29 protein-coding genes and 1 tRNA gene are annotated in these 25829 nt (G+C 63.7%); 19 read left to right on the forward strand and 11 right to left on the reverse strand.

Annotated features, from left to right (window positions below; translation table 11 throughout):
- The first annotated feature begins 24 nt into the window (after positions 1-24).
- From NZ993_01930 to serA, 19 genes are all read left to right on the forward strand, one after another.
- Complete coding sequence (locus tag NZ993_01930; protein ID MCS7154557.1) at positions 25-210, forward strand: type Z 30S ribosomal protein S14; 186 nt, start codon at positions 25-27, stop codon at positions 208-210.
- A gap of 38 nt (positions 211-248) precedes the next feature.
- A complete protein-coding gene (rpsH, locus tag NZ993_01935) occupies positions 249-641 on the forward strand; it encodes a 30S ribosomal protein S8 (protein MCS7154558.1) in 393 nt (130 codons plus the stop codon).
- Between the two features lie 46 nt (positions 642-687).
- A complete protein-coding gene (rplF, locus tag NZ993_01940) occupies positions 688-1242 on the forward strand; it encodes a 50S ribosomal protein L6 (protein ID MCS7154559.1) in 555 nt (184 codons plus the stop codon).
- A gap of 48 nt (positions 1243-1290) precedes the next feature.
- On the forward strand, positions 1291-1659 hold the full coding sequence (gene rplR, locus NZ993_01945) for a 50S ribosomal protein L18 (protein MCS7154560.1): 369 nt from the start codon (positions 1291-1293) through the stop codon (positions 1657-1659).
- 43 nt (positions 1660-1702) lie between these two features.
- Entirely contained in the window at positions 1703-2221 is a 519-nt protein-coding gene (gene rpsE, locus NZ993_01950) for a 30S ribosomal protein S5 (GenBank protein MCS7154561.1), read from the forward strand.
- Between the two features lie 16 nt (positions 2222-2237).
- On the forward strand, positions 2238-2450 hold the full coding sequence (gene rpmD, locus NZ993_01955) for a 50S ribosomal protein L30 (protein MCS7154562.1): 213 nt from the start codon (positions 2238-2240) through the stop codon (positions 2448-2450).
- Positions 2437-2898 (forward strand): 50S ribosomal protein L15, encoded by a 462-nt coding sequence (gene rplO / locus NZ993_01960; GenBank protein MCS7154563.1) that lies wholly within the window; start codon positions 2437-2439, stop codon positions 2896-2898. Before rpmD ends, rplO begins: the two co-directional genes overlap by 14 nt.
- A 15-nt stretch (positions 2899-2913) precedes the next feature.
- Positions 2914-4230 carry a preprotein translocase subunit SecY gene (gene secY, locus NZ993_01965; protein ID MCS7154564.1) on the forward strand — a complete coding sequence of 439 codons (1317 nt, stop codon included), beginning with the start codon at positions 2914-2916 and terminating at the stop codon, positions 4228-4230.
- Positions 4231-4237: 7 nt separating this feature from the next.
- On the forward strand, positions 4238-5056 hold the full coding sequence (gene map / locus NZ993_01970) for a type I methionyl aminopeptidase (protein MCS7154565.1): 819 nt from the start codon (positions 4238-4240) through the stop codon (positions 5054-5056).
- The gene (gene infA / locus NZ993_01975) at positions 5034-5252 is read left to right on the forward strand and encodes a translation initiation factor IF-1 (protein ID MCS7154566.1); all 219 of its coding nucleotides are present in this window, start codon (positions 5034-5036) and stop codon (positions 5250-5252) included. The genes map and infA overlap by 23 nt, the downstream gene beginning before the upstream one ends.
- Before the next feature lie 10 nt (positions 5253-5262).
- The gene (rpmJ, locus tag NZ993_01980) at positions 5263-5379 is read left to right on the forward strand and encodes a 50S ribosomal protein L36 (protein ID MCS7154567.1); all 117 of its coding nucleotides are present in this window, start codon (positions 5263-5265) and stop codon (positions 5377-5379) included.
- A gap of 3 nt (positions 5380-5382) precedes the next feature.
- The gene (rpsM, locus tag NZ993_01985) at positions 5383-5763 is read left to right on the forward strand and encodes a 30S ribosomal protein S13 (protein MCS7154568.1); all 381 of its coding nucleotides are present in this window, start codon (positions 5383-5385) and stop codon (positions 5761-5763) included.
- Between the two features lie 13 nt (positions 5764-5776).
- Complete coding sequence (gene rpsK / locus NZ993_01990; protein ID MCS7154569.1) at positions 5777-6172, forward strand: 30S ribosomal protein S11; 396 nt, start codon at positions 5777-5779, stop codon at positions 6170-6172.
- Between the two features lie 21 nt (positions 6173-6193).
- A complete protein-coding gene (gene rpsD / locus NZ993_01995; protein ID MCS7154570.1) occupies positions 6194-6796 on the forward strand; it encodes a 30S ribosomal protein S4 in 603 nt (200 codons plus the stop codon).
- Between the two features lie 68 nt (positions 6797-6864).
- Positions 6865-7893 (forward strand): DNA-directed RNA polymerase subunit alpha, encoded by a 1029-nt coding sequence (locus NZ993_02000; GenBank protein ID MCS7154571.1) that lies wholly within the window; start codon positions 6865-6867, stop codon positions 7891-7893.
- A gap of 15 nt (positions 7894-7908) precedes the next feature.
- The gene (rplQ, locus tag NZ993_02005) at positions 7909-8415 is read left to right on the forward strand and encodes a 50S ribosomal protein L17 (GenBank protein ID MCS7154572.1); all 507 of its coding nucleotides are present in this window, start codon (positions 7909-7911) and stop codon (positions 8413-8415) included.
- Between the two features lie 71 nt (positions 8416-8486).
- Positions 8487-9077, forward strand: coding sequence for a ribosome biogenesis GTP-binding protein YihA/YsxC (yihA, locus tag NZ993_02010; protein MCS7154573.1), 591 nt, complete (start codon positions 8487-8489; stop codon positions 9075-9077).
- Positions 9078-9080: 3 nt separating this feature from the next.
- The gene (locus tag NZ993_02015) at positions 9081-10232 is read left to right on the forward strand and encodes an alanine--glyoxylate aminotransferase family protein (protein MCS7154574.1); all 1152 of its coding nucleotides are present in this window, start codon (positions 9081-9083) and stop codon (positions 10230-10232) included.
- A 3-nt stretch (positions 10233-10235) separates the two neighbouring features.
- Positions 10236-11819, forward strand: a complete 1584-nt coding sequence (serA, locus tag NZ993_02020) for a phosphoglycerate dehydrogenase (GenBank protein ID MCS7154575.1) — start codon at positions 10236-10238, stop codon at positions 11817-11819.
- Here serA and NZ993_02025 read toward each other — a convergent pair.
- The 11 genes from NZ993_02025 to dnaX form a co-directional block, all read right to left on the reverse strand.
- Entirely contained in the window at positions 11778-12719 is a 942-nt protein-coding gene (locus NZ993_02025) for a peptidase (protein MCS7154576.1), read from the reverse strand. The genes serA and NZ993_02025 overlap by 42 nt on opposite strands.
- Positions 12720-12730: 11 nt before the next feature.
- Positions 12731-13195 carry a D-aminoacyl-tRNA deacylase gene (dtd, locus tag NZ993_02030; GenBank protein ID MCS7154577.1) on the reverse strand — a complete coding sequence of 155 codons (465 nt, stop codon included), beginning with the start codon at positions 13193-13195 and terminating at the stop codon, positions 12731-12733.
- On the reverse strand, positions 13195-16038 hold the full coding sequence (locus NZ993_02035; protein MCS7154578.1) for a serine hydrolase: 2844 nt from the start codon (positions 16036-16038) through the stop codon (positions 13195-13197). Before NZ993_02035 ends, dtd begins: the two co-directional genes overlap by 1 nt.
- Entirely contained in the window at positions 16035-16934 is a 900-nt protein-coding gene (locus NZ993_02040) for a hypothetical protein (GenBank protein MCS7154579.1), read from the reverse strand. Before NZ993_02040 ends, NZ993_02035 begins: the two co-directional genes overlap by 4 nt.
- Positions 16931-19405: a penicillin acylase family protein gene (locus NZ993_02045; protein MCS7154580.1), complete on the reverse strand. Its 2475-nt coding sequence runs from the start codon at positions 19403-19405 to the stop codon at positions 16931-16933. The genes NZ993_02040 and NZ993_02045 overlap by 4 nt, the downstream gene beginning before the upstream one ends.
- The gene (locus tag NZ993_02050; GenBank protein ID MCS7154581.1) at positions 19390-20301 is read right to left on the reverse strand and encodes a tetratricopeptide repeat protein; all 912 of its coding nucleotides are present in this window, start codon (positions 20299-20301) and stop codon (positions 19390-19392) included. Before NZ993_02050 ends, NZ993_02045 begins: the two co-directional genes overlap by 16 nt.
- Positions 20298-22775 (reverse strand): PP2C family protein-serine/threonine phosphatase, encoded by a 2478-nt coding sequence (locus NZ993_02055; protein ID MCS7154582.1) that lies wholly within the window; start codon positions 22773-22775, stop codon positions 20298-20300. The genes NZ993_02050 and NZ993_02055 overlap by 4 nt, the downstream gene beginning before the upstream one ends.
- A 150-nt stretch (positions 22776-22925) precedes the next feature.
- Positions 22926-22999, reverse strand: a tRNA-Ala gene (locus tag NZ993_02060).
- A gap of 76 nt (positions 23000-23075) precedes the next feature.
- Positions 23076-23693, reverse strand: a complete 618-nt coding sequence (gene recR / locus NZ993_02065; protein ID MCS7154583.1) for a recombination mediator RecR — start codon at positions 23691-23693, stop codon at positions 23076-23078.
- Entirely contained in the window at positions 23693-24016 is a 324-nt protein-coding gene (locus NZ993_02070) for a YbaB/EbfC family nucleoid-associated protein (GenBank protein MCS7154584.1), read from the reverse strand. The genes recR and NZ993_02070 overlap by 1 nt, the downstream gene beginning before the upstream one ends.
- Before the next feature lie 11 nt (positions 24017-24027).
- Positions 24028-25797: a DNA polymerase III subunit gamma/tau gene (dnaX, locus tag NZ993_02075; GenBank protein MCS7154585.1), complete on the reverse strand. Its 1770-nt coding sequence runs from the start codon at positions 25795-25797 to the stop codon at positions 24028-24030.
- Between the last annotated feature and the right edge of the window lie 32 nt (positions 25798-25829).

Raw genomic sequence — 25829 nt, forward strand, 5'->3', positions numbered from 1 at the left:
ACAAAAGGGTAAGGAGGAAAGGCCTTGGCGCGACTGGCGCTTATCGTCAAAGCTAAAAGGAAGCCCAAGTTCAAGGTGCGCCAACGCAACCGCTGTCAGCGATGTGGGCGCCCGCGTGCATACCTGCGCAAGTTCGGCTTGTGCCGGATCTGCTTCCGCGAAATGGCCCTGCAGGGGCTCATTCCGGGCGTGCGCAAGGCCAGCTGGTAACGGGACGTGGCGCAAACGACGGGGATGGAAACGCTATGATGACGGATCCGATCGCGGACTTTTTGACGCGCATCCGCAACGCTTATCGGGCGCGCCTCCGATATGTAGATGCGCCCAACGCCAAACTCAAACAGGCTATTGCGGAGATCCTCTTGGATCAGGGTTATATCCAGAACTACCTCGTCATCGACGACGGCAAGCAGGGCATCTTGCGGCTGTATCTGAAGTACACCTACGCGGGCCAGCCGGCCATCCGGCGGCTGGAGCGCGTAAGCAGACCCGGGCGTCGGGTCTACCGGGGGATTCGGGATATGCCCCGCGTCGCCAACGGGCAGGGGATCGCTATTCTGTCGACCTCGCGGGGCATCATGACCGACAAGGAGGCCCGAAAGCAAAACGTCGGGGGCGAGGTCATCTGCTACGTCTACTGAACACGGGTCCTCGGCCTATCGGGCCGATTGCCATAGGGGACGCGCTATGTCACGGATCGGCAGAAAACCCATCAGCCTACCCAAGGGGGTGACGGTCTCGGTATCCCCGCGCAACGTGGTGACAGTCAAGGGGCCGAAGGGAAGCCTGGAGTTGGCCGTAGACCCTGATATTCGGGTGGTGCTCGAAGAGCAGCAGGTGCGCCTGGAGCGCCCCACGGATCAGAAGCGGCATAAAGCCCTGCATGGTCTTTATCGGGCCCTCCTGGCCAACATGGTGCGCGGGGTTTCCGAAGGCTATAGCCGCGAGCTTGAAATCGTCGGCATCGGGTACCGGGCTGCGCTGAAGGGGCCGATGTTGGAGCTGGCCCTGGGCTATTCGCATCCGGTGTACTTCATCCCCCCAGAGGGGGTGACGTTGGAAGTGGGCACGAGCCCGGATAAGAACCCCTTGATCCGGGTCTCCGGCATCGATAAGCAGTTAGTTGGGCAGGTGGCGGCCAAGATCCGTTCCCTGCGCCCTCCAGAGCCCTATAAAGGCAAGGGGATTCGCTATCTAGGCGAATACATCCGGCGCAAGGCGGGCAAGACCGCGGGCAAATAAATTCCGGTGGGTCGGCAATCCCCGGAAGCGGAAAGGAGTGTGTGTGCAATGGATCGGTTGAAGAAGAAACGGCTGCGGCGCGAGAAGGTGCGCATGCGCGTGCGGGCCCGCGTTCGCGGCACGGCCGCACGGCCTCGTCTATCGGTTTTCCGAAGCAATCGCTACATCTACGCGCAGCTCATAGATGACGATCGGGGGTACACGCTTGCGGCGGCCTCCTCGCTAGAGCCGGAGGTGCGCGCTGTGCGCGAGGGCAAAACGCCCACCCAGATCGCCTTCGAGGTGGGCCGTCGCTTAGCCGAGCGCGCCCTGGCCAAGGGGATCAGCAAAGTGGTTTTCGATCGCAACGGCTACCTCTATCACGGTCGGGTGAAGGCTTTGGCCGAAGGCGCGCGCGAAGGGGGGCTGCGCTTCTGAAAAGCGCTGCCGAGGACGGAAACGTTAACGTGGAAGCCTAGCTATGTCAGCCAAACGCAGCCAATTCATCAAACCCGGCGAGCTTAACCTGCGGGATCGCCTGGTGACCGTCAAGCGGGTGGCCAAGGTCGTGCAGGGCGGTCGTCGGTTCTCCTTTAGCGCTCTTGTGGTTGTAGGAGACGGGCAGGGCCATGTGGGGATCGGCAAGGGCAAGGCGCGCGAAGTCAACGACGCCGTGGCCAAGGCCGTCGAGAACGCCAAAAAGCACATCGTGCGCGTCCCTATCTTGCGGGGGACCGTTCCGCATGAGGCCATAGGCAAATTCGGCGCGGCCAAAGTCCTGCTTAAGCCGGCTCTGCCTGGTACGGGAGTGATCGCAAGCGGCCCTGTGCGCGCGGTCCTGGAGAGCGCCGGCTATACGGACATCCTGACGAAATCGCTGGGTTCTCGCAATCCGCACAACGTGGTCAAGGCCACCCTGAAGGCCTTGGAGCAGATAGAAGACCCGGTTTCTGTGGCGCAACGTCGGAGCATACCGCTGCACAAGGTGTTTCATGGTTAGTCTGAGGGGAGAGGCGATGACCAAGAAGCTGCTCATTCGCCAAAAGCGCAGCATCATCGGCGAGCCCGAGCGACAGAAGCGCACGATCCGCGCCTTAGGCCTGGGTCGGCCCAACTGGCAGGTGGTGCACGCCGACACCCCCACGATCCGAGGGATGATCGCACGGGTGGCGCACTTGGTCGAGGTGCACCCAATCGAGGAAGGAACAAGCGGCCATGGAGTTGCATAACCTGCGCTATGCGCCCGGATCGCGCCGTAAGCGCAAGCGCGTCGGGCGCGGAGAGAGTTCTGGACATGGCAAGACCGCTGGCCGGGGCACCAAAGGGCAGCGATCCCGCAGCGGAGATCGAGCCATGCCCGCCCACTTCGAGGGCGGCCAGATGCCCCTGGGGCGTCGTGTGCCCAAGGTGGGTTTTCGCAGTCCCTTTCGGGTCGTCTATCGCGTGATCTCGGTGGGGCAGTTGGAAGCGCTGCTGGCCTCAGGCCGTTTGCAGGCCGACCGCATCACCCCGGAAGTGCTCATGCAGCATGGACTGGCCCGAAAGCGGGACCGGATCAAGATCCTGGGGGATGGCGAGCTCACGCGGGCCCTCCGTGTTGAAGCCCATGCGGCCAGCGCTTCGGCCCGGCGGAAGATCGAAGCGGCCGGTGGGCAATTTGTGCCCATCGCCTCATAGAGCAGGGGCTAAGCCATGAGCACGTTCGCCGAGACGCTGCGCAACATTTTTAAGATCGAAGAGCTGCGGCAGCGCATCCTGTACACGCTCGGGATCCTGATCGTATACCGGATCGGGGCCCACATCACCCTGCCCGGCGTGGACGCGGCCCGGCTTGTCGACGAAGTCAGCGGGCAGCGCACAAGCGACCTCTTCGGTATGTTCGATCTTTTCGTGGGTGGGGCCTTCAGTCAGGCCGGCGTCTTCGCCCTGGGGATCATGCCTTATATCACGGCCTCGATCATCATCCAGCTGATGGGCGCCGTGGTGCCATACCTGCAGAAGCTGCAGCGCGAAGGAGAAGAGGGACGCCGCCGGATCATCCAGATGACCCGATACGGAACCGTGCTGATCACGGCCATGCAGTCGATCGGCTACGCCGTCTATTTGCGCAGCCGCTTCCCGGGCGCCATCGTGGTCAGCCCCGGGCTGTTTACGTTCACCACGATGGTGGTGCTCACAGCGGGCACGATCTTCGTCATGTGGCTCGGGGAACGGATCACCGACCGCGGGATCGGCAACGGGATTTCGCTGCTCATCATGGTCGGGATCGTGGCTCGGCTGCCCGTGAATCTGTACAACGAGCTCATCACACGAGCGAACTTGATCATCTTCTTAAGCGAGCTTGCCGTTTTGGTCCTGATCGTGGCCGCGGTCGTGCTCGTAACCCAAGGCACCCGGCGCATTCCGGTGCAATACGCCAAGCGCGTAGTGGGCCGCAAAGTCTACGGGGGTACTACCCAGTATCTGCCCCTTCGGGTGAACGCCGCGGGGGTGATGCCGATCATCTTTGCGCAGTCCATCATGTTTATCCCGAGCACCATTGCCACCTTCTTCCCCAACAGCGAGGCCATGCAAACCGTGGGCGCCTGGTTTGCCGACCACACGGGGGTGGGCTATTCGCTGCTGTTCGCCGTGTTGATCGTGTTCTTCACGTATTTCTACACGGCCATCGCCGTCAACCCCAAGGATATGGCCGACACCATGAAGCGTCAGGGGGGGTTTATACCCGGCATTCGGCCGGGCAAGCAGACGGCGGATTTCATCGACAACATCCTGACCCGGATCACGCTGCCGGGCTCGATCTTTTTGGCTTTGGTGGCGATTTTGCCCGCCGTTGCCGTGCGGGTGGGGATTACACCGGGCTTTGCGCAGTTTTACGGGGGCACGAGCCTGTTGATCATCGTGGGCGTGGCCCTGGATACCCTGCGGCAGATCGAAAGCCACCTGCTTATGCGGCACTACGAGGGCTTCAGCCGGGCTGGACGCATCCGCGGGCGGACGGGCTTTTAGGGGCGCGATGATCGCGATCAAAAGCGAGCGTGAGATCGAGCGCATACGGGCCGCCTGCGAGCTTGTGGGGCGCACCTTGGCCGAGGTGGCGCAACGCATCGTCCCGGGGGTGCGCACACGCGATCTGGACGCAATCGCCGAGGCCTATATCCGCGATCACGGGGGAATTCCGGCCTTTAAGGGCTATCGAGTCGGAGGCCGGCGCTTCCCGGCTGCGCTCTGCATATCCGTAAACGACGAGGTCGTGCACGGCATCCCGGGGGATCGGGTGCTCGTCTATGGAGATATAGTCTCCGTGGACTGCGGGGTCCTGCTGGAGGGTTATTACGGAGACTCGGCTTACACGTTCGTGGTGGGGGAAACGAGTCCTGAAAATGAGCGGCTGTTGCGCGTCACCTACGAGGCCCTCTACAAGGGCATCGCGCAAGCCGTTCCGGGCCACACGGTGGGCCATATCGGGGCGGCCATACAGGCCCACGTGGAGGCGCACGGCTTTCATGTGGTGCGCGACTTGGTTGGCCACGGCATCGGTCGACACCTGCATGAAGAGCCCCCTGTGCCCAACTACGGACGCCCCGGTGAGGGGCCGCGCCTGGTTGCGGGCATGACCTTGGCGATCGAGCCGATGGTCAACCGCGGCACCTGGAAAGTCAAAACACGCAAGGACGGCTGGACGATCGCGACCGCTGACGGCAGCCCGTCGGCGCATTTTGAACATGTAATCGTTGTGCGCGATCAAGGGGCGGAAATTTTGACGACATTTTCGTATATTGGACAGCTTTTAGCTTCGGAAAGCCTCCCCCATGGGCAAGCAGCCGGTCATTAAACAGGATGGGACAATCCTGGAAGCCCTGCCAAACGCCCAGTTTCGGGTGCGTCTAGAGAGCGGTCATGAGGTTTTGGCTCATATCTCCGGCAAGATGCGCATGCATTTTATCCGGATCCTGCCCGGGGACAAGGTGACCGTCGAGCTCAGCCCGTATGACTTGAGCCGAGGACGTATCGTGTATCGCTATAAATAAGGAGAGCGTCATGAAGGTGCGGGCTTCGGTAAAGAAGCGCAGCTCGGACGATAAGATTGTGCGCCGTAAAGGCCGCATCTATGTGATCAACAAGAAGAACCCCAAACACAAGCAGCGGCAGGGGTAAACGATGGCGCGGATTGCTGGTGTGGAGATCCCGCGGGATAAGCGCGGGGTGATCAGTCTGACCTACATCTATGGGATAGGCCGCTCCAGCGCCGAAAAGATCTTGGCCAAGGCCCAGGTTGATCCCCATAAGCGCGTCAAAGACTGGACGGACGAGGAACTGGCCCGGATCCGGGAGATCATCAACAACGAGTACAAGGTCGAGGGCCCGTTGCGGACCGAAGTCCAGATGAACATCAAACGGCTCATGGACATCGGCTGCTATCGAGGCCTGCGTCACCGCAAAGGGCTGCCCGTTCGGGGCCAGCGCACGCGCACCAACGCCCGCACGCGCAAAGGCAAACGCAAGACCGTGGCCGGAAAGAAGAAAGCGCCCAAGAAGTAAAGGATGAACCCCAATGGCCAAGCAACAGAGTAGGGGGAGCACCCGGAAAAAGAAGTTGCATGTGGAGCCCCATGGTCAGGCCCATGTTCAGGCCACCTTCAACAACACCATCGTGACGATCACGGACAATTACGGCAACACGATCGCGTGGTCCTCAGCCGGACGCGTAGGGTTTAAGGGGTCGCGCAAAAGCACCCCCTATGCCGCCCAGATGGCCGCGCAGGCCGCGGCTCGGGAGGCCTATGAGGCGGGATTGCGCAAAGTGGACGTCTTCGTTAAAGGCCCCGGCTCGGGCCGGGAGGCCGCGATTCGCGCCCTGCACACGGCCGGTCTGGAGATCGCCACGATTCGGGATGTGACGCCGATTCCCCACAACGGGTGCCGTCCCCCCAAACGGCGTCGGGTCTAACCGCAACATAGGCGAAGCACCATGGCACGTTATCGAGGTCCCAAGCAGAAGATCGCGCGACGGTATCGGGAGCCGCTCTTCGGCCCCAATAAGGCCTTGGAGCGCAAGCCCTACCCGCCAGGGCAGCACGGGCCCAACCGAAGGGGTAAGGTATCCGAGTACGCCGTGCAGTTGGCCGAAAAACAAAAGGCCAAATTCATCTACGGGCTTCTGGAACGGCAGTTCCGCAACCTCTTCGAAAAAGCCCAGCGCCGCAAGGGCAACACGGGCGAAAATCTGCTGCAGCTGCTAGAGGCGCGGCTGGACAACACGGTCTATCGTCTGGGGTTTGCCCGCACGCGGGCGCAGGCCCGACAGCTGGTCGTGCACCGACATATCATGGTGAACGGCCAGGTGGTCAATATTCCCTCTTACACCCTCAAACCCGGCGACATCGTGCAGGTGCGCCCCAAGAGCCAACAGCTGCAGGTGATCCGGGAAGCGCTCCAGCGCACCCGGCGGCAGTTCCCCTGGTTGGAGGTGGACCGCAAAACGCTCACCGGCAAGTTCCTGGAGCTGCCGTCCCGGGAGGATATTCCAGAAAACCTCAAGGAATCGCTCATCGTCGAGCTCTACTCCAAGTAAGACGGGCCGCGTGCCCGGGCTTTGGGTGTGTGACGACGGGGAGAACCTTAGCGCAAGGCAGGGAATCTATGAGCTACCATATCCAGATGCCGAATAGTGTGCGCTTGGAGGAGTCGAGCCCCACGTTCGGGCGCTTCATCATGCAACCGTTGGAGCGCGGTTACGGGGTAACGATCGGCAACGCGTTGCGGCGCGTGCTCCTGTCCTCTTTGCCGGGCGTGGCCTTCATAGGGGTTCGCATCGCAGGCGTCTTACATGAGTTCGCCACCGTTCCGGGGGTCATCGAAGATGTGGCCGATATCGTGCTCAACCTTAAGGCGGTGCGGCTGCGCAAGCTCGTGGACCAACCCTCGGGTCGCATTCAGCTAAAAGTTAAGGGCCCCAAGCATTTCCGAGCCGGGGATATCGCCTTCGCAACTCGGGAGTACGAAATCCTCAACCCCGAGCAGCCGATCGCGACCCTGGACCGGGATGGAGAGCTGGAGCTGGAGCTCCTCGTGGGGGAGGGCAAAGGATACGTACCGGCCGAGGACAACAAATTGCCGGATCACCCCATCGGGCTCATCGCCATGGACGCTATCTTCACCCCCATCAAAAATGTTCGCTACGTGGTGGAGAATACCCGCGTGGGGCAGCGCACGGACTACGAAAAGCTTATCTTGGAGGTGACCACCGACGGCTCCATCCGGCCCGATATGGCCCTGAGCTACGCCGCGCAGATTCTGCGCGAGCATCTGGAGATGTTCATCCATTTTGACAAAGCGCCCGTGCTCAACAAGGCGGCCGAGGGCCCTGGTTCTAGTTCGGCCGCCGCTTCGGCCTCTGGGGGGCAGGAGGACGAAGCCGAGGTCCAGCGCATTCGCAATCTGCTTCGGATGAGCGTCGATGAGCTGGAGCTCTCCGTGCGGGCGCAAAATTGCCTCAAAGCAGCCAATATCCGCACCATAGCGGACCTGGTGCAGTACGACGAAAAACGCATGCTAAGCTTTCGCAACTTCGGCAAAAAATCCCTGGCCGAAATCGTAGAAGCCCTACGGGAACGCGGCCTGAGTTTCGGCATGGATGTGCGGCGGTATCTAGAGCCGGAGTCGAAATAAGAGGGGCATCTGGCTATGCGACACGGGGTAAAAGGACGGAAACTGGGGCGCACAGCCGAGCATCGGCGCGCCACCTTGGCGGCGCTTTCGCGTGCGCTCATCCAGCATAAGCGCATTATCACCACCCTGGCCAAGGCCAAGGAGCTGCGGCGGGTGATCGAGCCCATCATCACGCGCGCCAAACTTGACAGCACGCACAACCGGCGCATCGCCTTCGCTTTTCTACAAGACAAAAGGGCGATTCAGGAGCTCTTTGGCTCGGTGGCTCCGAAAGCCAAGGAGCGGCCAGGGGGCTATACGCGTGTCGTTCGTCTGGGCCGACGCCAGGGCGACGGGGCGGAGATGGCCGTAATCGAGCTGGTGGACTTTAACGACGTCAAGCCCACTCAGCCGGGAACACGCCGCAAGCGTACGCGCCGCGGAGGCGGTAAGTCCCGAAGCGGTGGGGCAGGCAAGCCCCCTGAGGCCGCCAGTCCGACGGGCTCCTCTAGCCCCTCTGAGCCGGTCCAGCCGGAGGCGTAACCTCAGCCCAGGATAGCTGGGAGGAGGGTCCGCCTCGGCGGACCCTTTTCGTTTCCCCTATGCGCCCTCTTATGCGCATTCAATCGGCCGAATTGGCCCGCAGCGCCCTCCGGTGGGAGGATCTCCCCCGGGAAGGGCTGCCTGAGGTGGCGTTTCTAGGTCGCTCCAACGTGGGCAAATCCTCACTGATCAACGCTCTGCTGGGGCGCCCGGGTCTGGCGCGCACGTCTTCGCAGCCGGGCAAGACGCGCACGCTTAACTTCTACCTCATCAACCGGGCCTTTTACTTCGTGGATTTGCCCGGCTTAGGTTACGCGCGTGTATCGCAGCAAGAGCGCGCCCAATGGAATGCTCTCCTGGAACGTTACGTCCTGGAACGCACCGGTCTGCGAGGACTACTGCATCTAGTCGATAGCCGCTTGTCGCCTCAACGCATCGATCAGGCCATCGCGGCGTGGGCGCCCCAGCAGCGCTTCGCTTACGCGCTGGTGCTTACGAAGACGGATAAGCTCTCCCGAGAGGCGCTTCGCCGCCAAGAGGCCACCTGGCGCGCGCTGCTGGGCTCGGATCGGGTGCCGATATTCGTCACCTCTGCCCTTCGCGGGTTGGGCCTGCGGGAGTTGTGGCGACACATAGAGGCGATGCTTAATCAGGGGGCATAGCCTATGTATAAAATGCGTCTTTTTACGCCGGGCCCCACGCCGGTGCCCGAGTCGGTGCTGCTAGCCCTGGCGCGGCCGGTGCTGCATCATCGGCATGCGGAGTTTCGCGCGTTGTTCGCGGAACACAACCGCCTGCTTGGCTACCTGTTTCAAACCGAACAGCCCGTGCTGAGTCTGACCTGCTCCGGAACAGGGGCCATGGAGGCGGCCGTGGTGCACGCCATGCGCCAGGGGGCCAAGGCCCTGTATGTGGCGGCGGGCAAGTTCGGGGAACGATGGGGCGAGATCCTAAGGGCCTACGGGTTAAGAGCTGTGCCCTTGGCGATACCCTGGGGGCAGGCGCCCGCGCCGGAGCAGCTCGAGGAGGCCCTACGGCGGCATCCCGACGTGCGGGCCGTCTTCCTTACGCACAGCGAGACCTCCACGGGCACCTGGATGGACGTGCGCGCGCTGGCGGAGTCCGTGCGCCGCACGGTCCCGGAGGCGCTCGTCATAGTCGACGGCATCACGGCCGTGGGCGCCCATGAGCTGCGCATGGATCTGTGGGATCTGGACGTAGTCATCACGGGCTCTCAGAAGGGCGTTATGGTGCCGCCTGGGCTGGCGTACATCGCTTTAAGCGCGCGAGCCTGGGAACGGGCCCGCGAAAGCGACCTGCCCCGCTACTATTTTGATCTGCTCGCCGCACGCCAGGCCTACGAGCAAGGGGACACCCCCTGGACGCCGGCCGTGAGCCTGATCGTGGCGGCCTGTGAGGCGCTGCGGCGCATCGCCGAGGAAGGGCTAGAAAACGTCTGGAGTCGGCATGCCCGGCTGGCGCGAGCGTTTCGAGCCGGCGCACAGGCCATCGGCTTGCGGCTTGCTTCGGCTCAGCCCTCAAATGCCCTCACGGCCCTTTGGCTGCCGGACGGCGTTTCCTGGGAGGCCTTGAATCAAGCCCTCAAGCGCCGCGGCCTTACGGTCGCCGAGGGGCAGGGGCCCTGGAGGGGGCGCGTATTTCGGGTCTCGCATCTAGGCTATTACGACGCCTTCGACATGCTGGCCGCTATGGCCGCCATAGAGGAAGCCCTGCAGGAGCTGGACTACCCCTTCGAGCCCGGATCGGGGGTTGTAGCGCTACAGCGGGCTCTGTTAGAGACCGAGCAGGAAGCTTAGATCATGCGCGTATTGCTTGCCGATCACGTCGATCCGGTCTGCGCTCAGGTGTTGCGGGATCGAGGGTTTGAGGTCCGGGAGCTTGCCGAAGCCGGCCCGGAGGCTTGGCGAGAGCTCCTGGTGGAAGCCGACGCGCTGATCGTGCGCTCCGCCGTTCAGGTTACGGCGGAGCTCATGCGCGCTGCGCCGCGGCTTAAGGTGATCGGCCGTGCCGGCGTCGGGGTCGACAACATCGACCTGGAGGCCGCCACGCGACAGGGGATTCTGGTCCTGAACGCACCGGATGCGAACACGATCTCGGCCGCGGAGCACACCTGCGCGCTCATTCTGGCTTTGGCCCGCCACATCCCCCAGGCGGACGCCTCGATGAAGGCCGGCCGGTGGGACCGCAGGGCCTTTTTGGGCGTAGAGCTTTACGGCAAAACGCTGGGCATCATCGGACTGGGCAAAATCGGCCGAGAGGTGGCAAGCCGCATGCGCGCTTTCGGCATGCGCCTGCTTGGCTACGATCCGATGCTCGCCCCAGAGGTGGCGGCCTCCATAGGAGTGGAGCTTGCAGATTTGGAGACCGTATTGGCGCAGGCGGACTTTTTGACCCTGCACACGCCTCTTACGGAACAGACCCGCAACCTGCTTAACCGCGCCCGTCTGGCGCAGACCAAGCCCGGGGTGCGGATCATCAACTGCGCCCGAGGGGGTATTGTGCGAGAGGAGGACCTGCTGGAGGCCCTGGAGTCGGGTCATGTGGCGGGGGCCGCGTTGGACGTCTTCAGCCAAGAGCCCCCGGGGGAGGCATTGGGCGCGCTCATCCGTCATCCCCGCGTGATCACCACCCCTCATATAGGGGCCTCTACCGAGGAGGCGCAGCACAAGGTGGCGCGACAGATCGCCGAGGCCGTAGCCGACGCCCTGTTGGGGCGCGCGGTGCGCAACGCCGTAAACGGGATGGCCATTCAACTGGCCATGAACGAAGAGGTGCAACCCTACCTGCGGCTGGCGGAGCAGATGGGCAGGCTGCTAGCGGGCTTTCTGCGCGGACAGCTGCGTCGGGTGCACGTGCGCTACGTCGGAGAGCGGATCCGGCGCTTCCCGGAGGTGCTGACCGTGGCCCTGCTGAAGGGGCTTTTAAGCGAATGGCTGTCGGAGCCCGTAAACTACATCAACGCTCCCGTGCTGGCCGAACAGATGGGGCTGGGGGTTCGTCAGGAGCTTGATTCGGCGGTCGACAACTACACGAACTTGCTCGAACTCCTCTACGAGAGCACGCAGGAAAGGCGCCTGCTGGCCGGAACCGTCTTCGGCAAGGACGTGCGCATCGTGCGCGTCGACGAATACCCCCTTGAGCTGCGCCCCGAGGGGCATCTGCTCTTCTACCATAACCTGGATCGACCGGGGATGTTGGCCCGGGTGGGGGCGATGCTGGCCGAGGCGGGCATTAACATCGCGGCCCTCTCCTTGGGCCGGCTTGCCCCCGGATCGGCGGCCCTGACCGTGATCGTGACCGATCAGCCCATATCCGAAGCCGTCCAAGAGCGGTTGCGAGGCTTAGAGGGGGTCTGGGATGTGCGCGTGGTGACGATGGCGTAGCTGGCCAAAGCCAAGCCCCTCCCGTAGCACGGCGCACAAAACGGGCACGACCTCCGCGATGGAGCCTATAGAGTCCCAGCGCCCTGCCGCGGCTCCGAAGGCGACTAGCGGCACAAGGTTGCGCGTATGGCCGCGCCAGCTTAGGTCCTCTACGTTGCCGTGGTCGCTGCAGAGCAGCAGCAGATCGCTTTCGGGGTCGCAGGCGCTCAGGTAGCCCATCAGAAATCGATCTAGGCGCTCCAGTGCCAGGCGGGCGCGAGCCGGGTCCTGTTCATGTCCGGCCTGGTCCGGAAGCGGGTACTCGAATAGGCAAACGTGCGCGCCGCGGCCCAGAGCGTGCCACCGGCGGCCGGCCTCTTCGGGCCGGAGCTCGGGCACGGGCAGCTTCAGGCGTTCGCGCCAGGCCGCTCCGGTCATGTCGGCCGTAAGGGCCCGACATCCCAGGACATCGGCCACCCCTTGCAGGCGCAGCCCTGCGGCCCAGGCGGCCCGGCTCATCACACTCCAGCGCCCGCTGCGACGGAGGGCTTCAAAAAAGACAGGAGGATAGGCGTTGGCCAATTGGGCGCGCAGTCCAAGAGCGCGCACCCGGCTGAAGAGGTTTTCCCGGTCTAGCAGGGGCCACAGGGCCCGTGGGGCCCAGGGCCCGAAGTGCCGGCCCATCAGCCGGGCGGCGTTGTAGCCCGTTAGCAACGCCACTTGGCCGGTGCCGCTCTGCGGTAGCCCCGGTAGGCCGAGCGTCGCATCCAAGGCCGTGAACACGACCCGATCCGCGCGCACAGAGGTGGCCGCGCTCGTCCAGCGCTGTCCCCCGGCGAGCCATCTCAAAGCCGGGTAGTCGGCATCAAGCGGATTACGGGGGCCAGGCTCGCCCAGGCCCAAACCGTCCACAAAAAGCACGTATACGTGCTTTACGGGGCAGAGGGGAAGCGCGGAGCCTTCTCCAGCCAGATCGTAACCGGTCCGTCGTTTAGCAGTTCGACCTCCATCATGGCCCCGAAGACGCCCGTCGGCACGCGCCGTTGCAGGATCGCCTCCAGCTGGGCTATGAAGCGCTCATAGAGCGGGATGGCCCGTTCGGGAGGGGCCGCCTCTGTGAAGCTAGGCCGAAAACCCTTGCGGAGCTCTCCGTAGAGCGTAAACTGGGACACGACGAGCGCCTCGCCGCCCACGTCGCGCAGGGACCGGTTCATGCGGCCCTGCGCATCGGGAAAGATGCGCAGCCCGGCGCACTTGCGGGCCAGCCAGTCGGCCTCTTCAGGTCCGTCTTGTGCGTGCACGGCAAGGAAAATCAACAGTCCGGTCCCGATATGCGCGACCTCGCGGCCCTCGACCCGCACCCGGGCGCAGCGTACGCGTTGAAGCAGCGCGCGCATCAGCGCTCCCGCAGCGCTTCCAGGACGGTATCCGCTACGGCCGCGCGCACTTCGGCGATGCGCGGGTTCTCCCGTGTCGGATGCACGCGGTTTGTGAGCAGGATCACAGCTAGCTCGTGATCCGGATCGATCCACATCGAGGTGCCCGTAAAGCCCGTATGCCCGAAAGCCCGGACCGACATACGCTTGCCCGCCGCGGAGTATCCCTGCGTGTTGCGCGTATCCCATCCCAGCGCCCGTGTGCTGCCTTCGGAGGCCCGGCTTCGAAAAAGCTGGATCGTCTCGGGCCGCAGCAGCGCCTGCCCTCCGTACCAGCCGCCGTTGAGGAGCATCTGGGCGAAGACGGCCAGGTCGCGCGCCGTGCTAAATAGCCCGGCATGCCCAGCCACGCCGCCTAAGGCGGCTGCCGTCTCATCGTGCACGGTGCCGTGTATGAGCCGGTTGCGCCAGTACCGGTCTTGTTCCGTAGGGGCGATCTCCTCCGGAGAAAACCCGTGCTCTAGCGGACGAAAGACCGTGCGCCGCATGCCCAGGGGCCGCCAGAAGGTCTCCTCCAGGTACCGATCCAGGCTCTTGGCCGTGATGCGCTCCACGAGTTTGCCCAGCACAATAAAGCCGAAGTCGCTGTAAAGCGTGCGCGTTCCGGGCTCGTATTGGAGTGTGTCTTCCAGGATGAAGCGCCAGACGAAGTCCGCTTGCTCCGATGGGGATAGCTTGCGAAAAGCGGAGTCCTGATAGAACGGCTTGTAAGCCCGCAGCCCGCCGGTGTGCAGAAGAAGCTGACGGATCGTGATCCGCTCCTTGCTCGGACCGCGAAACTCGGGCAGATACCGGGATACGGGATCATCCAGACGCAGGCGACCCTCCTCGTAAAGCTTCATTACGGCTGAGGTGGTGCCCACGACTTTGGTCAGCGAAGCCAGATCGAACAGCGTCTGCGGCGTGACCGGGGTCTCCGATTCGTAGGTGAGCGCGCCAAAGCCCTTTAGATAAGCCAACACCCCGCGGCGTACTACAGCCAAAGCCGCGCCCGGGAAGACGCGCTCCCGGATGGCCCGCCGTATGATCCCGTCTAAGCGCTCCAGGCGTTCGGCGTCGAAGCCCGCCTCCTCGGGGGTGCCATAGCGCAGGGTTATCTGAGGCCACTCTATGCCGAGGCCATAGGGAAAGTCCGGGGATATGGTAATGGGCAGTTTGCCCCGAATCGGGGCCATGCCCAGCAGCGCGTCGGCCGTGACGGCGTAAGTCGTCTCCCCCCAGGAGAACGTAATGACACAGGCATCCACCTCGGGCACCTCTCGCAGGATGTACGGGTTGCCGAAGGCTATAAGGATCGTGGGCTGCCGGTAGCGTCGGGCCAGGCGCCGAAGCAGCTCTACGTGCTCCTTGGGCAGTCCCAGCCGGTTGCTATAGGAGCGGATGTAGACGTAGGAGGCCACAACAAGGTAGTCGGCCTTTTTAGCTCGGCTGAGGGCGTCCCGGTAATCCCGCTTTGTGCTGCGGGTGTCCAGGCGCACATGTTCTACTTCGGGGTAACGGGCGCGCAGGTGGGCAAAAAAGCTGCGGCCCACGGCGGGGTCGTCGCTATCGGAAAGGGAAATGAGCAGAATGCGCTCTCCGTTCAGACGCGTCAGGGGCAAAACGGCCCGGTCGTCTTTGACCAACGTCAACGCTTGCCGGGCGATTTCGCGCGCCAGCTCTTGATGCTCCTGCACGCCTACCCGCTGGGAGATCTGCTCGATGTCTACGAATCGGTTCGTGTGCAGACCCATGAGCTCCTTTAAGCGCAGCAGGCGCAGCACGGATCGGTCGATGCGCTCCTCTGAGAGCTCCCCGCGCTGCACGGCCTCGACAATGGCGTCGATCACCCCGGCCTCATCGGGGGGCATGAGCAGCAGATCGACGCCGGCCTTAAGAGCCAGGATGCTGGCGCGCTTCAGACCGAAGTGCTTGGTCACGCCCCGCATGTCCATGGCATCGCTTACAAGCAGGCCCTGAAAGCCGAGCCCCTTGCGGAGCAGCGAGTCCAAGACGGCAGCCGACAGCGTAGCGGGCACCCGCGCATCCGGCTCCAGGGCCGGAAAGGCGATGTGGGCGGTCATGATCGCCAGCACGCCGCTTTCGATAGCCGCCCGAAACGGGGCCAGCTCCACGCTATCCAGACGCGTCAGGGAGTGCCGGATGATGGGCAAATCCAAGTGCGAATCCACATCCGTATCCCCGTGTCCGGGGAAGTGCTTAGCCGTGGCCACTAGCCCGCCCTCCTGCATGCCGCGAATCATGGCGCGCGCCAGATCGGCCACCAGGCGCGGGTCTTCGCCGAAGGAGCGCACGTTGATGATCGGATTGCGCGGGTTGTTGTTGACGTCCACCACGGGGGCGAAGTTTTGGTGCACGCCAATAGCCCGGGCCTCACGCGCGATGGCATACCCCATCCGATAAGCCAGCTCCGGATTGCGCGTGGCCCCCAGGGCCATCGCCTTGGGGAACTCCGTGCCCCCCTCCAGGCGCATAGCCAAGCCCCATTCCATATCTTGCGCGATCCACAGCGGCAAGGGGGCTAGAGCCTGCAGCCGGTTTGTAAGCAGCGCCTGATCGTAGAGATTGCCCCGAAAGAAGATGATCCCGCCCACGCGCTCATCGCGTACCAGGCGCACCAGGCGTCGGTAGCCCGGATCGTCTTCGCTTCGGTAGGTGGCCGTAGCCGCGGGGATGATAAGCTGCGCCACCTTATCGCGCAGCGACAGCGTGTCCAATACGCGCTCAGCCCAGCCGCGCTGGCCTGAGGCTTCCGGAGCAGATAACAGCACACAGGCTAGCAGGACAAAGGACCTAGGGCTCACGGCTTGGGCACCTCGTCTGCGTACAAGGCTGCCCCTAGGGCGGGGCGGTTTCGAGGTGGAAAGATAGGCCACCCGGGGAGGGCTTGCGCAAGCGTCCGCACCAACGCCTCTCGGAAGGCCGGCAGATGGGTGAGGCCTCCGCTGTAGCTAATCTGGCGCGCGCTCCTGTCCAGGGCTTGGGCCACCAGGCGCGCCTGTTGCGCCAAAGCGCGCAGCTGCGCTTCGACCAGACGTCGAGCTTGAACATCTCCGGCAAGCAGACGGTCCGCGATCCAGGGAGCCAGTTCCGCCGGGGAGCGCCCGGATCGGTACAGGATTCGGATCAGGTCCGCTCTATCGCGAACGCCCCAGTGCTGCATGAGCGCGCGCGTCAGCTCCGTATGCCGTTTGGGGTCGTCCAAGGCCCGCGCCAACCGGCGCAGCGCCTCAAGCCCGATCCGATAGGCGCCGGCCTCATCGCCGAGCAGATATCCCCATCCGCCGGCGCGTATCCAGGCGTTTTGTCCGGAGCGCCCGAGCACAAGAGACCCCGTGCCGCAGAGCACAAGCAACCCCGGCTGACCTCCCAGGGCTCCCAGATGGGCGATGAGCCCATCGTGGCCGATGCGCACATCTAGCCCCGGAAAACGCGCCTCCAGCGCATAGCGCAGCGTTCGTTGCAGAGTCGGATCGCTTGCCCCCGCGGCGCCGACGGCCAGGCGATCCGGAATCCGCCCGAGGGCAGCTTGGGCGCGCTCCAGTAGGTCCTCCCAGCGGGCCAGTACCTCTTGCGCCGACAGCAAGCTCAGGGACGATCCCGGGGCCTCAGCCGCAAAAACGAGACGGTCCTCCGGGTCCAGTACGAGCAGTTCCGTCTTCGTGGCCCCCGCGTCTAGACCGGCTCGCCACATCTTCATCGCAACGGCTCCAGGCGCAGTGAAGGGCCCCGAATGCGGGCGCCCGTGCTATCCCAAAGCAAGCGCTTGTAGCGCCCCGCAAGCCAATCGGCCAGCTGATCGCCGTAGTGGCGGCTTACGGGATGTCCGGATTGCCCCCCCGGAAGGCTGGAGTAGCTGCTTGTGGGATCGGCCAGGTCTACGATGCGCCGGATCGAGGCCCCTACGCGCATCGCATACGGCTCGGTGAGCCAATATTGGGCCTGGGGGATGGTCGTATAGCTTCCCGCAGCCCCGTAGGGGCCCAGACAGAAAAGGCCGCGTACGAGCAGGCGCAGCAGCCCATGCGCGTTCGGGCGGCGGGCCGCCTCGCCCAGCAGCGGGGGCTCAAGGGTCAGGGTGTGCAAATGCTCCCAGCGCCAATTATGGCTCTCTGGCCCCAGGCGGGCCGATAGGTCCCGGACGGCCTCTTCGAGGGCCTGCCGAATTCGCAGCTCGCGCCCCTCGATTTCGGCGGTGCGGGGATCGTCGTACCAGGGACTTTCGGGTTGCGCTATAAGCGCCTCCACCGTACGCACAGGGGCCAGGGCGATAAAGAGCCAGTGCGCGTAAGATGGCCCCATAGCCTCGGCAAACAGCAGGCGGCAGAAGGCCAGAAACCAGGACTCAAAAATCGAGGCCGCTATGCTTTCCGGGCCGTATCCGTAATCCCAGGCGCGCAGATACGCCAGAGCCTCTCGAACAGGTCCTGAGGGCGATCCTTGACCTTCGAAGGCGCGCAGGATGTAGGGCACAAGGCGCCGCGCAAAGGGGCTGAGCAGGTCCGTCTGCGCGCGCATCATGTCGGCCACCGTAAGGTCTGTTCGGTTTTCCAGCAGCTCTCGGATGCGTTCGATGCGAGCCGAGGGCTCCCAGAGCTCGGATAGGTAGTAGGGATAGTCCGGCGGCGCAGGCGGATTGTTGGCCGTTGCGATGAACCCCGATGGCGGATCAAACAGCTGCGGTTGGGCCTCAAAGGGCACGTACCCGATCCAGCGCCCTCGCGTCTCCCATCCTCGGGCCAGGGGTTGCGGCCGACCCCCTTGTCGAATCGGGATGCGGCCCGCAAGCAGGTAGCCGATACGGCCCGTTACGTCCGCGTACACGAAGTTCTGCGCCGGGACACCGAAGTCGCGCAGGGCCTCTTGAAACTCCCCCCAATTGCGGGCTCGGTTGACGCCCCAGAGGGCGCGTAGCTCATGACTGCGCTCCAGACCTGTCCAGCGCATCGCGATCAGCCGGTCCCGGATCTGAGCCGAATCCGGTAGAAGGTCCGTTACGACGGGCCCCCGCTCCGTGTAGCGGATCACAATGAGGCTATCCGGTCGGCCCTTGATGCGGATGCGCTCCGTACGGGTCTGAAAACGCGCGTATGTGATCGCCCCGGCGGGACGTCCTGCAGAATCCGTGCGCTCGGCGCTAAGCACGTACCAGCCCGGTCTTCGGGGGTCAACGGCTTCTAGGTAAAAGTCGCAGTCATCGAGCATGGCGTTCGTCACACCCCAGGCGATTCGTTCGTTGTGCCCCAGCACCACGGCCGGACCTCCGGGTAGTGTGGCGCCCACTAGGCGCCAGCCCGGCCCATGTAGCGCGACCTCGTACCAGCGGGGCGGAACCTGCAACATGAGGTGCGGATCGTTAGCCAGCAGGGGTTTGCCGGAGCGCGTGCGCAAGCCGGAGACAACCCATGCGTTCGACCCGGCCGCTGAAGGGGAGCCAAACCAATCCGCTAGCAGCTCGTGCACGCGCTGAAGCGCCTGCAGGGTTTTGCTTATGCTGGAGGGCGCGACCTGCTGCTCTGGATACGGTATGGGCCAGAGGGCGCGAAAGCGCGCGGAATCCAGCCGCTCGGCCAGCACCCCCAAAGTGGTCTCGATCCGCCAGGCGAAGTTGAGCTCCCAAGCCATCAGCCGCACCAGTCCCAGCGAATGCAGGGGGCTCCAAGGAAGCGGATCGAAGCCGACGAGGGCATGCTCTACCGGACGCGGACGCCGACGGCTGGCCGCGTTCACCCCGGCGCTATAGGCTTCAAGCCGAGCCCGCTCCTGCGGGGTGAGCTCCCGCCAGAGCGCCTGGGCCATCTGCCAGATGCCGATCGTGCGCAGCAGACGATCCAAGGGCACAAGCTCGGGGCCGAAGAACTCGGCAAACCGGCCCTCTGTGGCAAGCTGCAGCAACGTCATCTGCCATCGGCGTTCATAGGCGTGCACGTAGCCCAAGGCGAAGAACAGGTCCTCTTCCGTTTCCGCATAGATGTGCGGCACTCGGCTTGAGTCCCATTGGATCAAAACGGGCCTGCTGAGGCCATCGAGCCGGATTTGGCCTCGATACTCGGGCAGGGGACGGTAGACCAGAAACCAGACCACAAGGCCTGCAAAGGCGGCAAAGCCTATCAGGGCGAAAAACAGGCCCCAAAGCCAGCGCCTTAGCGGCCCTCCTATCGCCGGGGCCATCGGGCTAGCTCCGCTTCAGCAGCGATGTATCCGAAGGCGGCCCAATTGGCGCTTTGGATCAAGCGCTCAAAGAGCGCGCGTGCGCGCTCCGGATGGCCCGTGTAGAGGTAATAGTTGCCCACCCCATAGCCTTGCGTAAGATAAGTCAGCTCATCGGCGTCTGGACCGAGCAACGCCTCGGCCGAAAGCTCTCCGCGATAGAAGCGCAGCCGGTTCAGGTAGGCGTGGTTCTCCAGGATGCGCATCCGATCCAGGCGCAGGGTATCGAGCAGTCTTTGGGCCTCCTGATGACGGCCAAGCCGGCGCAGGCTCATGTAGAGCCAGTCCAAAGTGGCCACGCGCATATCGTCTGTGGTGGCCCGCTCCAGGGCAGCCCGGTAGGCCGCAAGGGCGCGCGCGAAGTCGCCTTTAAGGTAATAGGCCAGCCCGAGATGGTAGTAGATGTTACCCTGCAGGGTGCTCGTGGGGATCCCGTGCGGATTGGGCAGGCCGTCGGGTTCGACTTCGTCGGGCTTTCCGCGGGTGAGTCTAGCGGCCCGCTCCAGGTCTTCGATGGCCCGGTCAAACTGGCGCAGCGTGATATACCGATGCCCTCGGTGCCGATACAGGCGGGGGTCTTGCGGAAAGCGGGCTATCGCCTCCGTGTATAGGGCCACGGCCTCCCGGTAGCGGCCCAGATAGGCCGTGCGGCGGCCCAGCCAGATCCAGTTTTCGACGTTACCCGAATCGGCCCGCAGCCGCGTGTGCGCCTCTTGCCATTGCGCCTCATAGCGGGCCCGGGTTTCCGGGGCGAGCTGAGGGCGATACAGAGGGCGACCAAGAAGCGAAAGCGCCTCCGGCTCTTGAGCGTAGGCGGCCGGGGCTCCCAAGAGAAGCGCAAACAGCCATCGCCTCATGGATCTGCTCCTGGCTCATGGGTTTGCGGATGCAGGCGGATCACGACCAAGGTGCGATCATCCGTTCGCGAGGCGCCGTTTTCAAACCGCTCCACGGCCCGCAGCAGCTCCTCCAGAATGCCCTCAGCGGGTTGGTGGGCGTGTTCTTGGATCAGCGTAAGGAGCACTTTTTCCTCCAAAAGCTCCCGCTGGGCGTTGCGGGCCTCGCTTAGGCCGTCGGTGTAGAGCACGAGCACGTCGCCGGGCTCCAGATGAATACGCTCCTCAACGAGATGGGCCTCGAAGCGAGAGTCGGCCACCAAGCCGATCGCCATGCCCGGAGGGCGCAGCGACTCAACCGCTTTTTGGCCGCGGTGCCACAGCAGCAGCGGAGTGTGTCCGGCGCGGGCGAAGGTAAAGCTTCGATCCCGGAGGTCCAGGATACCGTAGAGCATAGACAGGAAAAGCCCGCGCTGGGCGTGTCGATGAAAGAGTCGGTTGAGCCGGCACAGCACCTCAGCCGGCGGCAGCCCCTGTTCGCTGAGGGGTTGCACAAGACCTTTAACCAGGGTCATGTAAAAGGCCGCGGGGATGCCCTTGCCGCTCACGTCTCCGATGAGCACCCCAATCCGATGCGCGTCGAGCTCGCAGAAGTCGTAGTAGTCGCCTCCGACCTCCAGAGCCGGTTCGCAGCGGGCGGCGATCTCCAGTCCAGGCCGCTGGGGCGTGCGCCGGGGCAGAAAGGAAAGCTGCACTTGCCGGGCGATCTCAAGCTCCCGCTCCAAGCGCTGCCGGCGGGTCAGCTCCTGTAGGTAGGCGGGTAGATACGGGCCCTCTTCCTCTGAGCTCGGTTTAAGCAGGCCGAGCGCGTAACCGGCCGCAAGCAGCAGGAGCGGAAACGCCAGCAGGGCCACGCCATCGCCCGTAAGCGAGCCCGTCAGGGGTGACCCCAACTCCCGCAGCCCCCACCAGGCGCTTGCGCCCCAGTAGGCGAGCCAAGCCGTGAGCGCGTCGTAGCGCCAAAACAACCAGCCCATGACCAGGCCCGAGGCGGCCTGTGGAAGGGCTTGCGCCGTCCAGGGGTGCAGCGAAAACCCCATCGGATCCCCCGCTAAGCCCACCCACAGCAGGGCAGGCCCCAGCCCGAACACCCAGGGCCGAGGCCAGCGCCGATACACGAGCGCCACCCCTCCCAGCAGACCCATAAGCACAAGGAATCCTCCTAGCCACCCCGAAGCCCCCAGTACAAACAGGGCGTACGGCCGAATGAGCATAGGCGTCCAGTCTTGGCTCCGCTGGTCGAAGGAGGCTGGAGCCTCAGGGATAAGCGCGATCAAAAGCGCCGTAAGCCCCGCCAAGGCCAGCGCGCCCAGCCCTCCGCGCCGTAAGGCCTGGGCCAGCGCGCGAGAGCGTAGATCCCCCCGCGCAAGGGCGGCCAGGGCCCGAAAGCGATCCGGGCTGATCTGTCGCGCTAGCGACTCCGCCGTGGCGCCCAATACAAAAAAGACCCCCGCCCCGCCCAGAAGAGCCAATAGAAAGGTGAAGACCACCGGGATTACGGCTAGCCAAAAATCCCCTTGCGGAGGATCTTGTGCGGACAGATTCGATACGGGCAAAACAAGCGCTATCGTAGCTAGTACCGCTCCCCCTACCGCTATAGATAAAGCGAAGGGTACGTCAACAAGACGAGCGTGCAGGCGTCTTAGGAACACCACCAGCAGGGCTACACCCACGAGTAGGTAGGTGCCTAAGCGCAGCATGAAGTCGCCGAGCTCGGACCCAAACGCGGCCCTTTTGAGGGGCTCCCAGCGCGGTCGCAACGCCAATAGCCGTCCGTCCGATCCGATGTGCGCTACGACCCGAACGGGGCGCTCCAGCAGGGGCAGCTGCGCCATACCCGAGACCTCATAGCCCAGGGCCGGAAGGAGGCGAACGGAGTCGGGCCTCCAACCCAGCCTGCCCCACAATGTGGTCCCCAGCCGGAGGCGCGCTAGCGCCCAAGCGGAATCACGCGCAAGCGCTCCGTCAGCGCTTTGCTCGATCGGAGGGGGGCCGTGCCGCTCTAAGTACCACGGAAGTCCGGCCGGGTTCAGGCGTACGCGCAGGGAAGCCGATCCGCGAGCTCCCTCTGCCCGGGACATCGGGGCCGAGTTTGTGTCGCGCTCCTGAGGCTCCCAGGAGACCTCCCAATAGTAAGCCGGGAGGTGCGCACCGTGTTCACGCAAACGCCGCGTAAGGCCCATGCGGCCGTGTTGCTGACCGAGCAGCTCCAGCAGTTCCGGGGTGCGCCGGAATACGGCCTGTGCCGTCAATCCCCCCACGTCATAGCCTTGAGCCCGCACGAAACGCTCCGCTAGCCGCACAGCCGACGTTCTGTCGAGGTAAAAGCGCACCGCCTGATCGGGATGTTGATAGGGCAAAAACACAAAAAACGCCACCGCTCCCAGGCAGGCGGCTAGCCATAGAACCAGCTCTCTTCGGGATACGAGGCGCATAGGGTCGCCGATTTACGTTGACAAGATACAACGGGTGCAAAAAAAGGGAAGCCCGTTAGGCTTAACGCGGACGAGCGATAGACTGTAGCCGACTTTAGGGAACGAAAAACCCCATCCGCCTCAAGAGCGGATGGGGACTTCTAGCAGCTGTGGACCCGAGGGGAGTCGAACCCCTGACCTCGTGAATGCCATTCACGCGCTCTAGCCAACTGAGCTACGGGCCCATTGGGGATGGCAAAGATAACCGCATCAAGAAGGGCAAGTCAAGACGCGCTCGGCATCTTCTTGGCGGGCGCAGCCCTACTGAAGGGCTATGCGACCCTCTAGGGCGCGCAGCAGCGTGGCCTCATCGGCGAACTCCAGATCGCCGCCAATCGGCAGGCCGCGCGCAATTCGGCTGATCCGAACCCCCAGCGGGCGGAGTAGCTGCGCCAGATAATAGGCCGTCGCATCGCCTTCGGTGTTGGGATTAAGGGCTAGAATGACCTCCTGCACGGGCTCCCCTTGAGAGGCGGCCTCCTGGATACGCGCCACCAGTTGTCGGATCTTGAGATCATCGGGTCCTACGCCCTGCAGGGGGGAGATCACCCCTCCTAATACGTGATACAAGCCCCGGTATTCGTTTGTGCGTTCGATCGCCAGCACGTCGTTGGGTTCTTCCACGACGCAGATCGTGCGCCGATCGCGGCGGGGATGGGTGCAGATCGCGCACGGATCCTCATCGGTTACGTTGTGGCAGATTCGACAGAAGCGGACCTCGTCTTTCAAGGCCAGCAGGGCTTCCGCCAGGCGCGCCACCTCCTCCCGGGGGCGCCTGAGCAGATACATGGTGAGCCGCTGGGCCGTTTTGCGGCCGATCGAGGGCAGACGGCTTAGCTCCAGAATCAACCGTTCTACGGCTGCTGCGGTGTACTGCATCACCAGCCAGGAAGCCTAAATCCAGGGGGCAACAAGCCGGCCGTAATCCGGCTCATTTCCTCTTGTGCTAGCCGGCGGGCCTCCTCTAGGGCCTTGTTTACGCCGGCAACGAGCAGGTCCTCTAGCACCTCTCGCTCTTCAAGGTTCAGGGCGCTGGGCTCAATCTGGATGCGCACGATCCGACCCGAAGCGGAGGCCGTGATCTGCACAAGCCCACCTCCGACTTCGACAGAGGTGGTTTTGCGTTCTAATTCCGCCTCCAGCGTGGCAACGCGTTGTTGCAGCTCCTGGAGTTTGCCGAACAGGTCAGCGAGGTTCAGCATAAGCCTCCGTTTTACCAAATGGGTTCCGCCCCGAAGCGTTCTAGCAAGCGCCTCAGGGCGGGATATTGTTCCTGCAGTCGACGAAACTCCTCTAGGGGGTCCGGCGGCACAACGCTCGGATGCACGTCAACGGTCTCGGCGTTTTCAGGAAGAATAAAGTGCAGGCCATACGCCAATCCGAAAAAGGCCTCCAGATGTCGGCGCAGCGACAAGCGCTGTTCGGAGAGCGTTTTCTGATGAAAGGGATCTGGGGTGAGCACCTCCAAATGTCGCTCTGTGATACGATAAGGGCGACAGGCGCTCAGTAACGCGGCCAGTCGCACGGAATGCGAACGCACGTGGCGCACAAAATCACTCCAGGCCTGCTGGAGCGCCTCCACGTTCGGCTGCGCCGGCGTCGCTGGGGCCTCGATTTTGCGGGCTGCGTTACCCTCCATGGGTGGGGGCGGATCAGGGGGGGAGGGAAAGGCCTTGGCACCTAGGGCGGGAGGGCCGAAGGGAGGGCGAATGGGTTCTGGCGTCGCCGGATCCGGGGCCGTAGCGGATGGTTTAGGAGTAGAGCGAGGTTCCGGCGCAGGGAGGGGGGAAGAGGCATCCGAGGAAGAAGGGGCTGCTCCGCGCGGCGTTCCGGTTAGGCGCCGTTCCAGTTTGTCTATGCGCGCGATGAGCTCTTCTAGTTCCACCGTACGTTCTAGGGAGGCCAGCCGCACCAGGGCCCACTCCAGTTTAAGCCGGGGCTGCGGATGGCCCTTGAGGGTTTGCTCCGTATCGGATACGATGCGGAGCATCCGGTATAGATCGGCCTCCCGTAGCTCGCGGGCTAGCTCCGCATAACGGGCCCGGTCCGCCTCAGAGGCCTCAATAAGCCTCGTATCTCCCCCCATTATGCGGGCTACGAGCACATGCCGCAGGTGTTCAGCTAGCCCCTGCAGGAACTCCGTCGGATCTACACCGTGCTGAAACAGCTCATCCACCAGGCCAAAGGCCTCGGCCACGTCCCGCTTTCGCACTAGATCGGTGGCCCGGAAAAAGTATTCCGCATGCACCACCCCCAGAGCCTGGACTAGCTCGTCGTATTGCAACTGGGCTCCGCAGAGGCTTATGGATTGATCGAGCAAACTTAAAGCGTCGCGCAGAGAGCCTTCGCTGCGGCGTGCGATCAGGTGCAGGACTTTGTCGTCCGCCTCAACGCCTTCTTGCGCGCATACCGCCCTGAGATGGTCCACGATGTCGGCCGTGCCGATGCGGCGAAAACCAAAGCGCTGACAGCGCGACAGAATCGTGGGCAGCACTTTCTGCGGTTCGGTTGTCGCAAATATGAACAGCACATACGGAGGCGGCTCTTCTAGCGTTTTGAGCAGCGCGTTAAAGGCCGCATTCGAAAGCATGTGCACTTCATCGACGATGTAAACCTTGTAGGGACCGTATTGGGGGGGGATGCGCACTTGTTCGCGCAACAGGCGCACGTCTTCTACGGAGTTATTGGAGGCCGCATCGATTTCGATAATGTTCAGGCTGCGTCCCGAGACTACATCCAGGCAGGAAGGGCATGCGTTGCAGGGTTCCCCCTCCGGGCTCCGATGAGAGCAGTTGACGGCCTTGGCCAGGATGCGGGCCACGCTTGTTTTCCCCACCCCACGCGGTCCGCTGAACAGATAGGCGTGCGCCACACGGCCGCTTTGGACGGCTTTCCGAAGGATTGCGGTCACATGGGGTTGCCCTACGACTTCCTGGAACCGCTGAGGGCGATACTTGCGGGCTGCGACTTGATATGCGCTCATAGCGCTATGAGCTAGCCAGGGTTTGTTAAGGT

This window comes from Bacteroidota bacterium, assembly GCA_025059945.1.
Classification (GTDB): domain Bacteria; phylum Bacteroidota; class Rhodothermia; order JANXDC01; family JANXDC01; genus JANXDC01.

Excerpts from the sequence above, each read along its gene's own strand:
- map (MCS7154565.1), top strand. The coding sequence starts at position 4,238 with ATGATCGCGATCAAAAGCGAGCGTGAGATCGAGCGCATACGGGCCGCC.
- NZ993_02015 (MCS7154574.1), top strand. The coding sequence starts at position 9,081 with ATGTATAAAATGCGTCTTTTTACGCCGGGCCCCACGCCGGTGCCCGAG.
- NZ993_02045 (MCS7154580.1), bottom strand. The coding sequence starts at position 19,405 with ATGGCCCCGGCGATAGGAGGGCCGCTAAGGCGCTGGCTTTGGGGCCTG.
- infA (MCS7154566.1), top strand. The coding sequence starts at position 5,034 with ATGGGCAAGCAGCCGGTCATTAAACAGGATGGGACAATCCTGGAAGCC.
- rpsD (MCS7154570.1), top strand. The coding sequence starts at position 6,194 with ATGGCACGTTATCGAGGTCCCAAGCAGAAGATCGCGCGACGGTATCGG.
- rpsH (MCS7154558.1), top strand. The coding sequence starts at position 249 with ATGACGGATCCGATCGCGGACTTTTTGACGCGCATCCGCAACGCTTAT.
- rpsM (MCS7154568.1), top strand. The coding sequence starts at position 5,383 with ATGGCGCGGATTGCTGGTGTGGAGATCCCGCGGGATAAGCGCGGGGTG.
- rpsK (MCS7154569.1), top strand. The coding sequence starts at position 5,777 with ATGGCCAAGCAACAGAGTAGGGGGAGCACCCGGAAAAAGAAGTTGCAT.
- serA (MCS7154575.1), top strand. The coding sequence starts at position 10,236 with ATGCGCGTATTGCTTGCCGATCACGTCGATCCGGTCTGCGCTCAGGTG.
- yihA (MCS7154573.1), top strand. The coding sequence starts at position 8,487 with ATGCGCATTCAATCGGCCGAATTGGCCCGCAGCGCCCTCCGGTGGGAG.
- NZ993_02070 (MCS7154584.1), bottom strand. The coding sequence starts at position 24,016 with ATGCTGAACCTCGCTGACCTGTTCGGCAAACTCCAGGAGCTGCAACAA.
- rplO (MCS7154563.1), top strand. The coding sequence starts at position 2,437 with ATGGAGTTGCATAACCTGCGCTATGCGCCCGGATCGCGCCGTAAGCGC.
- rpmD (MCS7154562.1), top strand. The coding sequence starts at position 2,238 with ATGACCAAGAAGCTGCTCATTCGCCAAAAGCGCAGCATCATCGGCGAG.
- secY (MCS7154564.1), top strand. The coding sequence starts at position 2,914 with ATGAGCACGTTCGCCGAGACGCTGCGCAACATTTTTAAGATCGAAGAG.
- NZ993_02040 (MCS7154579.1), bottom strand. The coding sequence starts at position 16,934 with ATGAAGATGTGGCGAGCCGGTCTAGACGCGGGGGCCACGAAGACGGAA.
- rpsE (MCS7154561.1), top strand. The coding sequence starts at position 1,703 with ATGTCAGCCAAACGCAGCCAATTCATCAAACCCGGCGAGCTTAACCTG.
- rplR (MCS7154560.1), top strand. The coding sequence starts at position 1,291 with ATGGATCGGTTGAAGAAGAAACGGCTGCGGCGCGAGAAGGTGCGCATG.
- NZ993_02050 (MCS7154581.1), bottom strand. The coding sequence starts at position 20,301 with ATGAGGCGATGGCTGTTTGCGCTTCTCTTGGGAGCCCCGGCCGCCTAC.
- dnaX (MCS7154585.1), bottom strand. The coding sequence starts at position 25,797 with ATGAGCGCATATCAAGTCGCAGCCCGCAAGTATCGCCCTCAGCGGTTC.
- NZ993_02000 (MCS7154571.1), top strand. The coding sequence starts at position 6,865 with ATGAGCTACCATATCCAGATGCCGAATAGTGTGCGCTTGGAGGAGTCG.
- NZ993_02055 (MCS7154582.1), bottom strand. The coding sequence starts at position 22,775 with ATGCGCCTCGTATCCCGAAGAGAGCTGGTTCTATGGCTAGCCGCCTGC.
- dtd (MCS7154577.1), bottom strand. The coding sequence starts at position 13,195 with ATGCGCGCGCTGCTTCAACGCGTACGCTGCGCCCGGGTGCGGGTCGAG.
- rplQ (MCS7154572.1), top strand. The coding sequence starts at position 7,909 with ATGCGACACGGGGTAAAAGGACGGAAACTGGGGCGCACAGCCGAGCAT.
- rplF (MCS7154559.1), top strand. The coding sequence starts at position 688 with ATGTCACGGATCGGCAGAAAACCCATCAGCCTACCCAAGGGGGTGACG.
- rpmJ (MCS7154567.1), top strand. The coding sequence starts at position 5,263 with ATGAAGGTGCGGGCTTCGGTAAAGAAGCGCAGCTCGGACGATAAGATT.
- recR (MCS7154583.1), bottom strand. The coding sequence starts at position 23,693 with ATGCAGTACACCGCAGCAGCCGTAGAACGGTTGATTCTGGAGCTAAGC.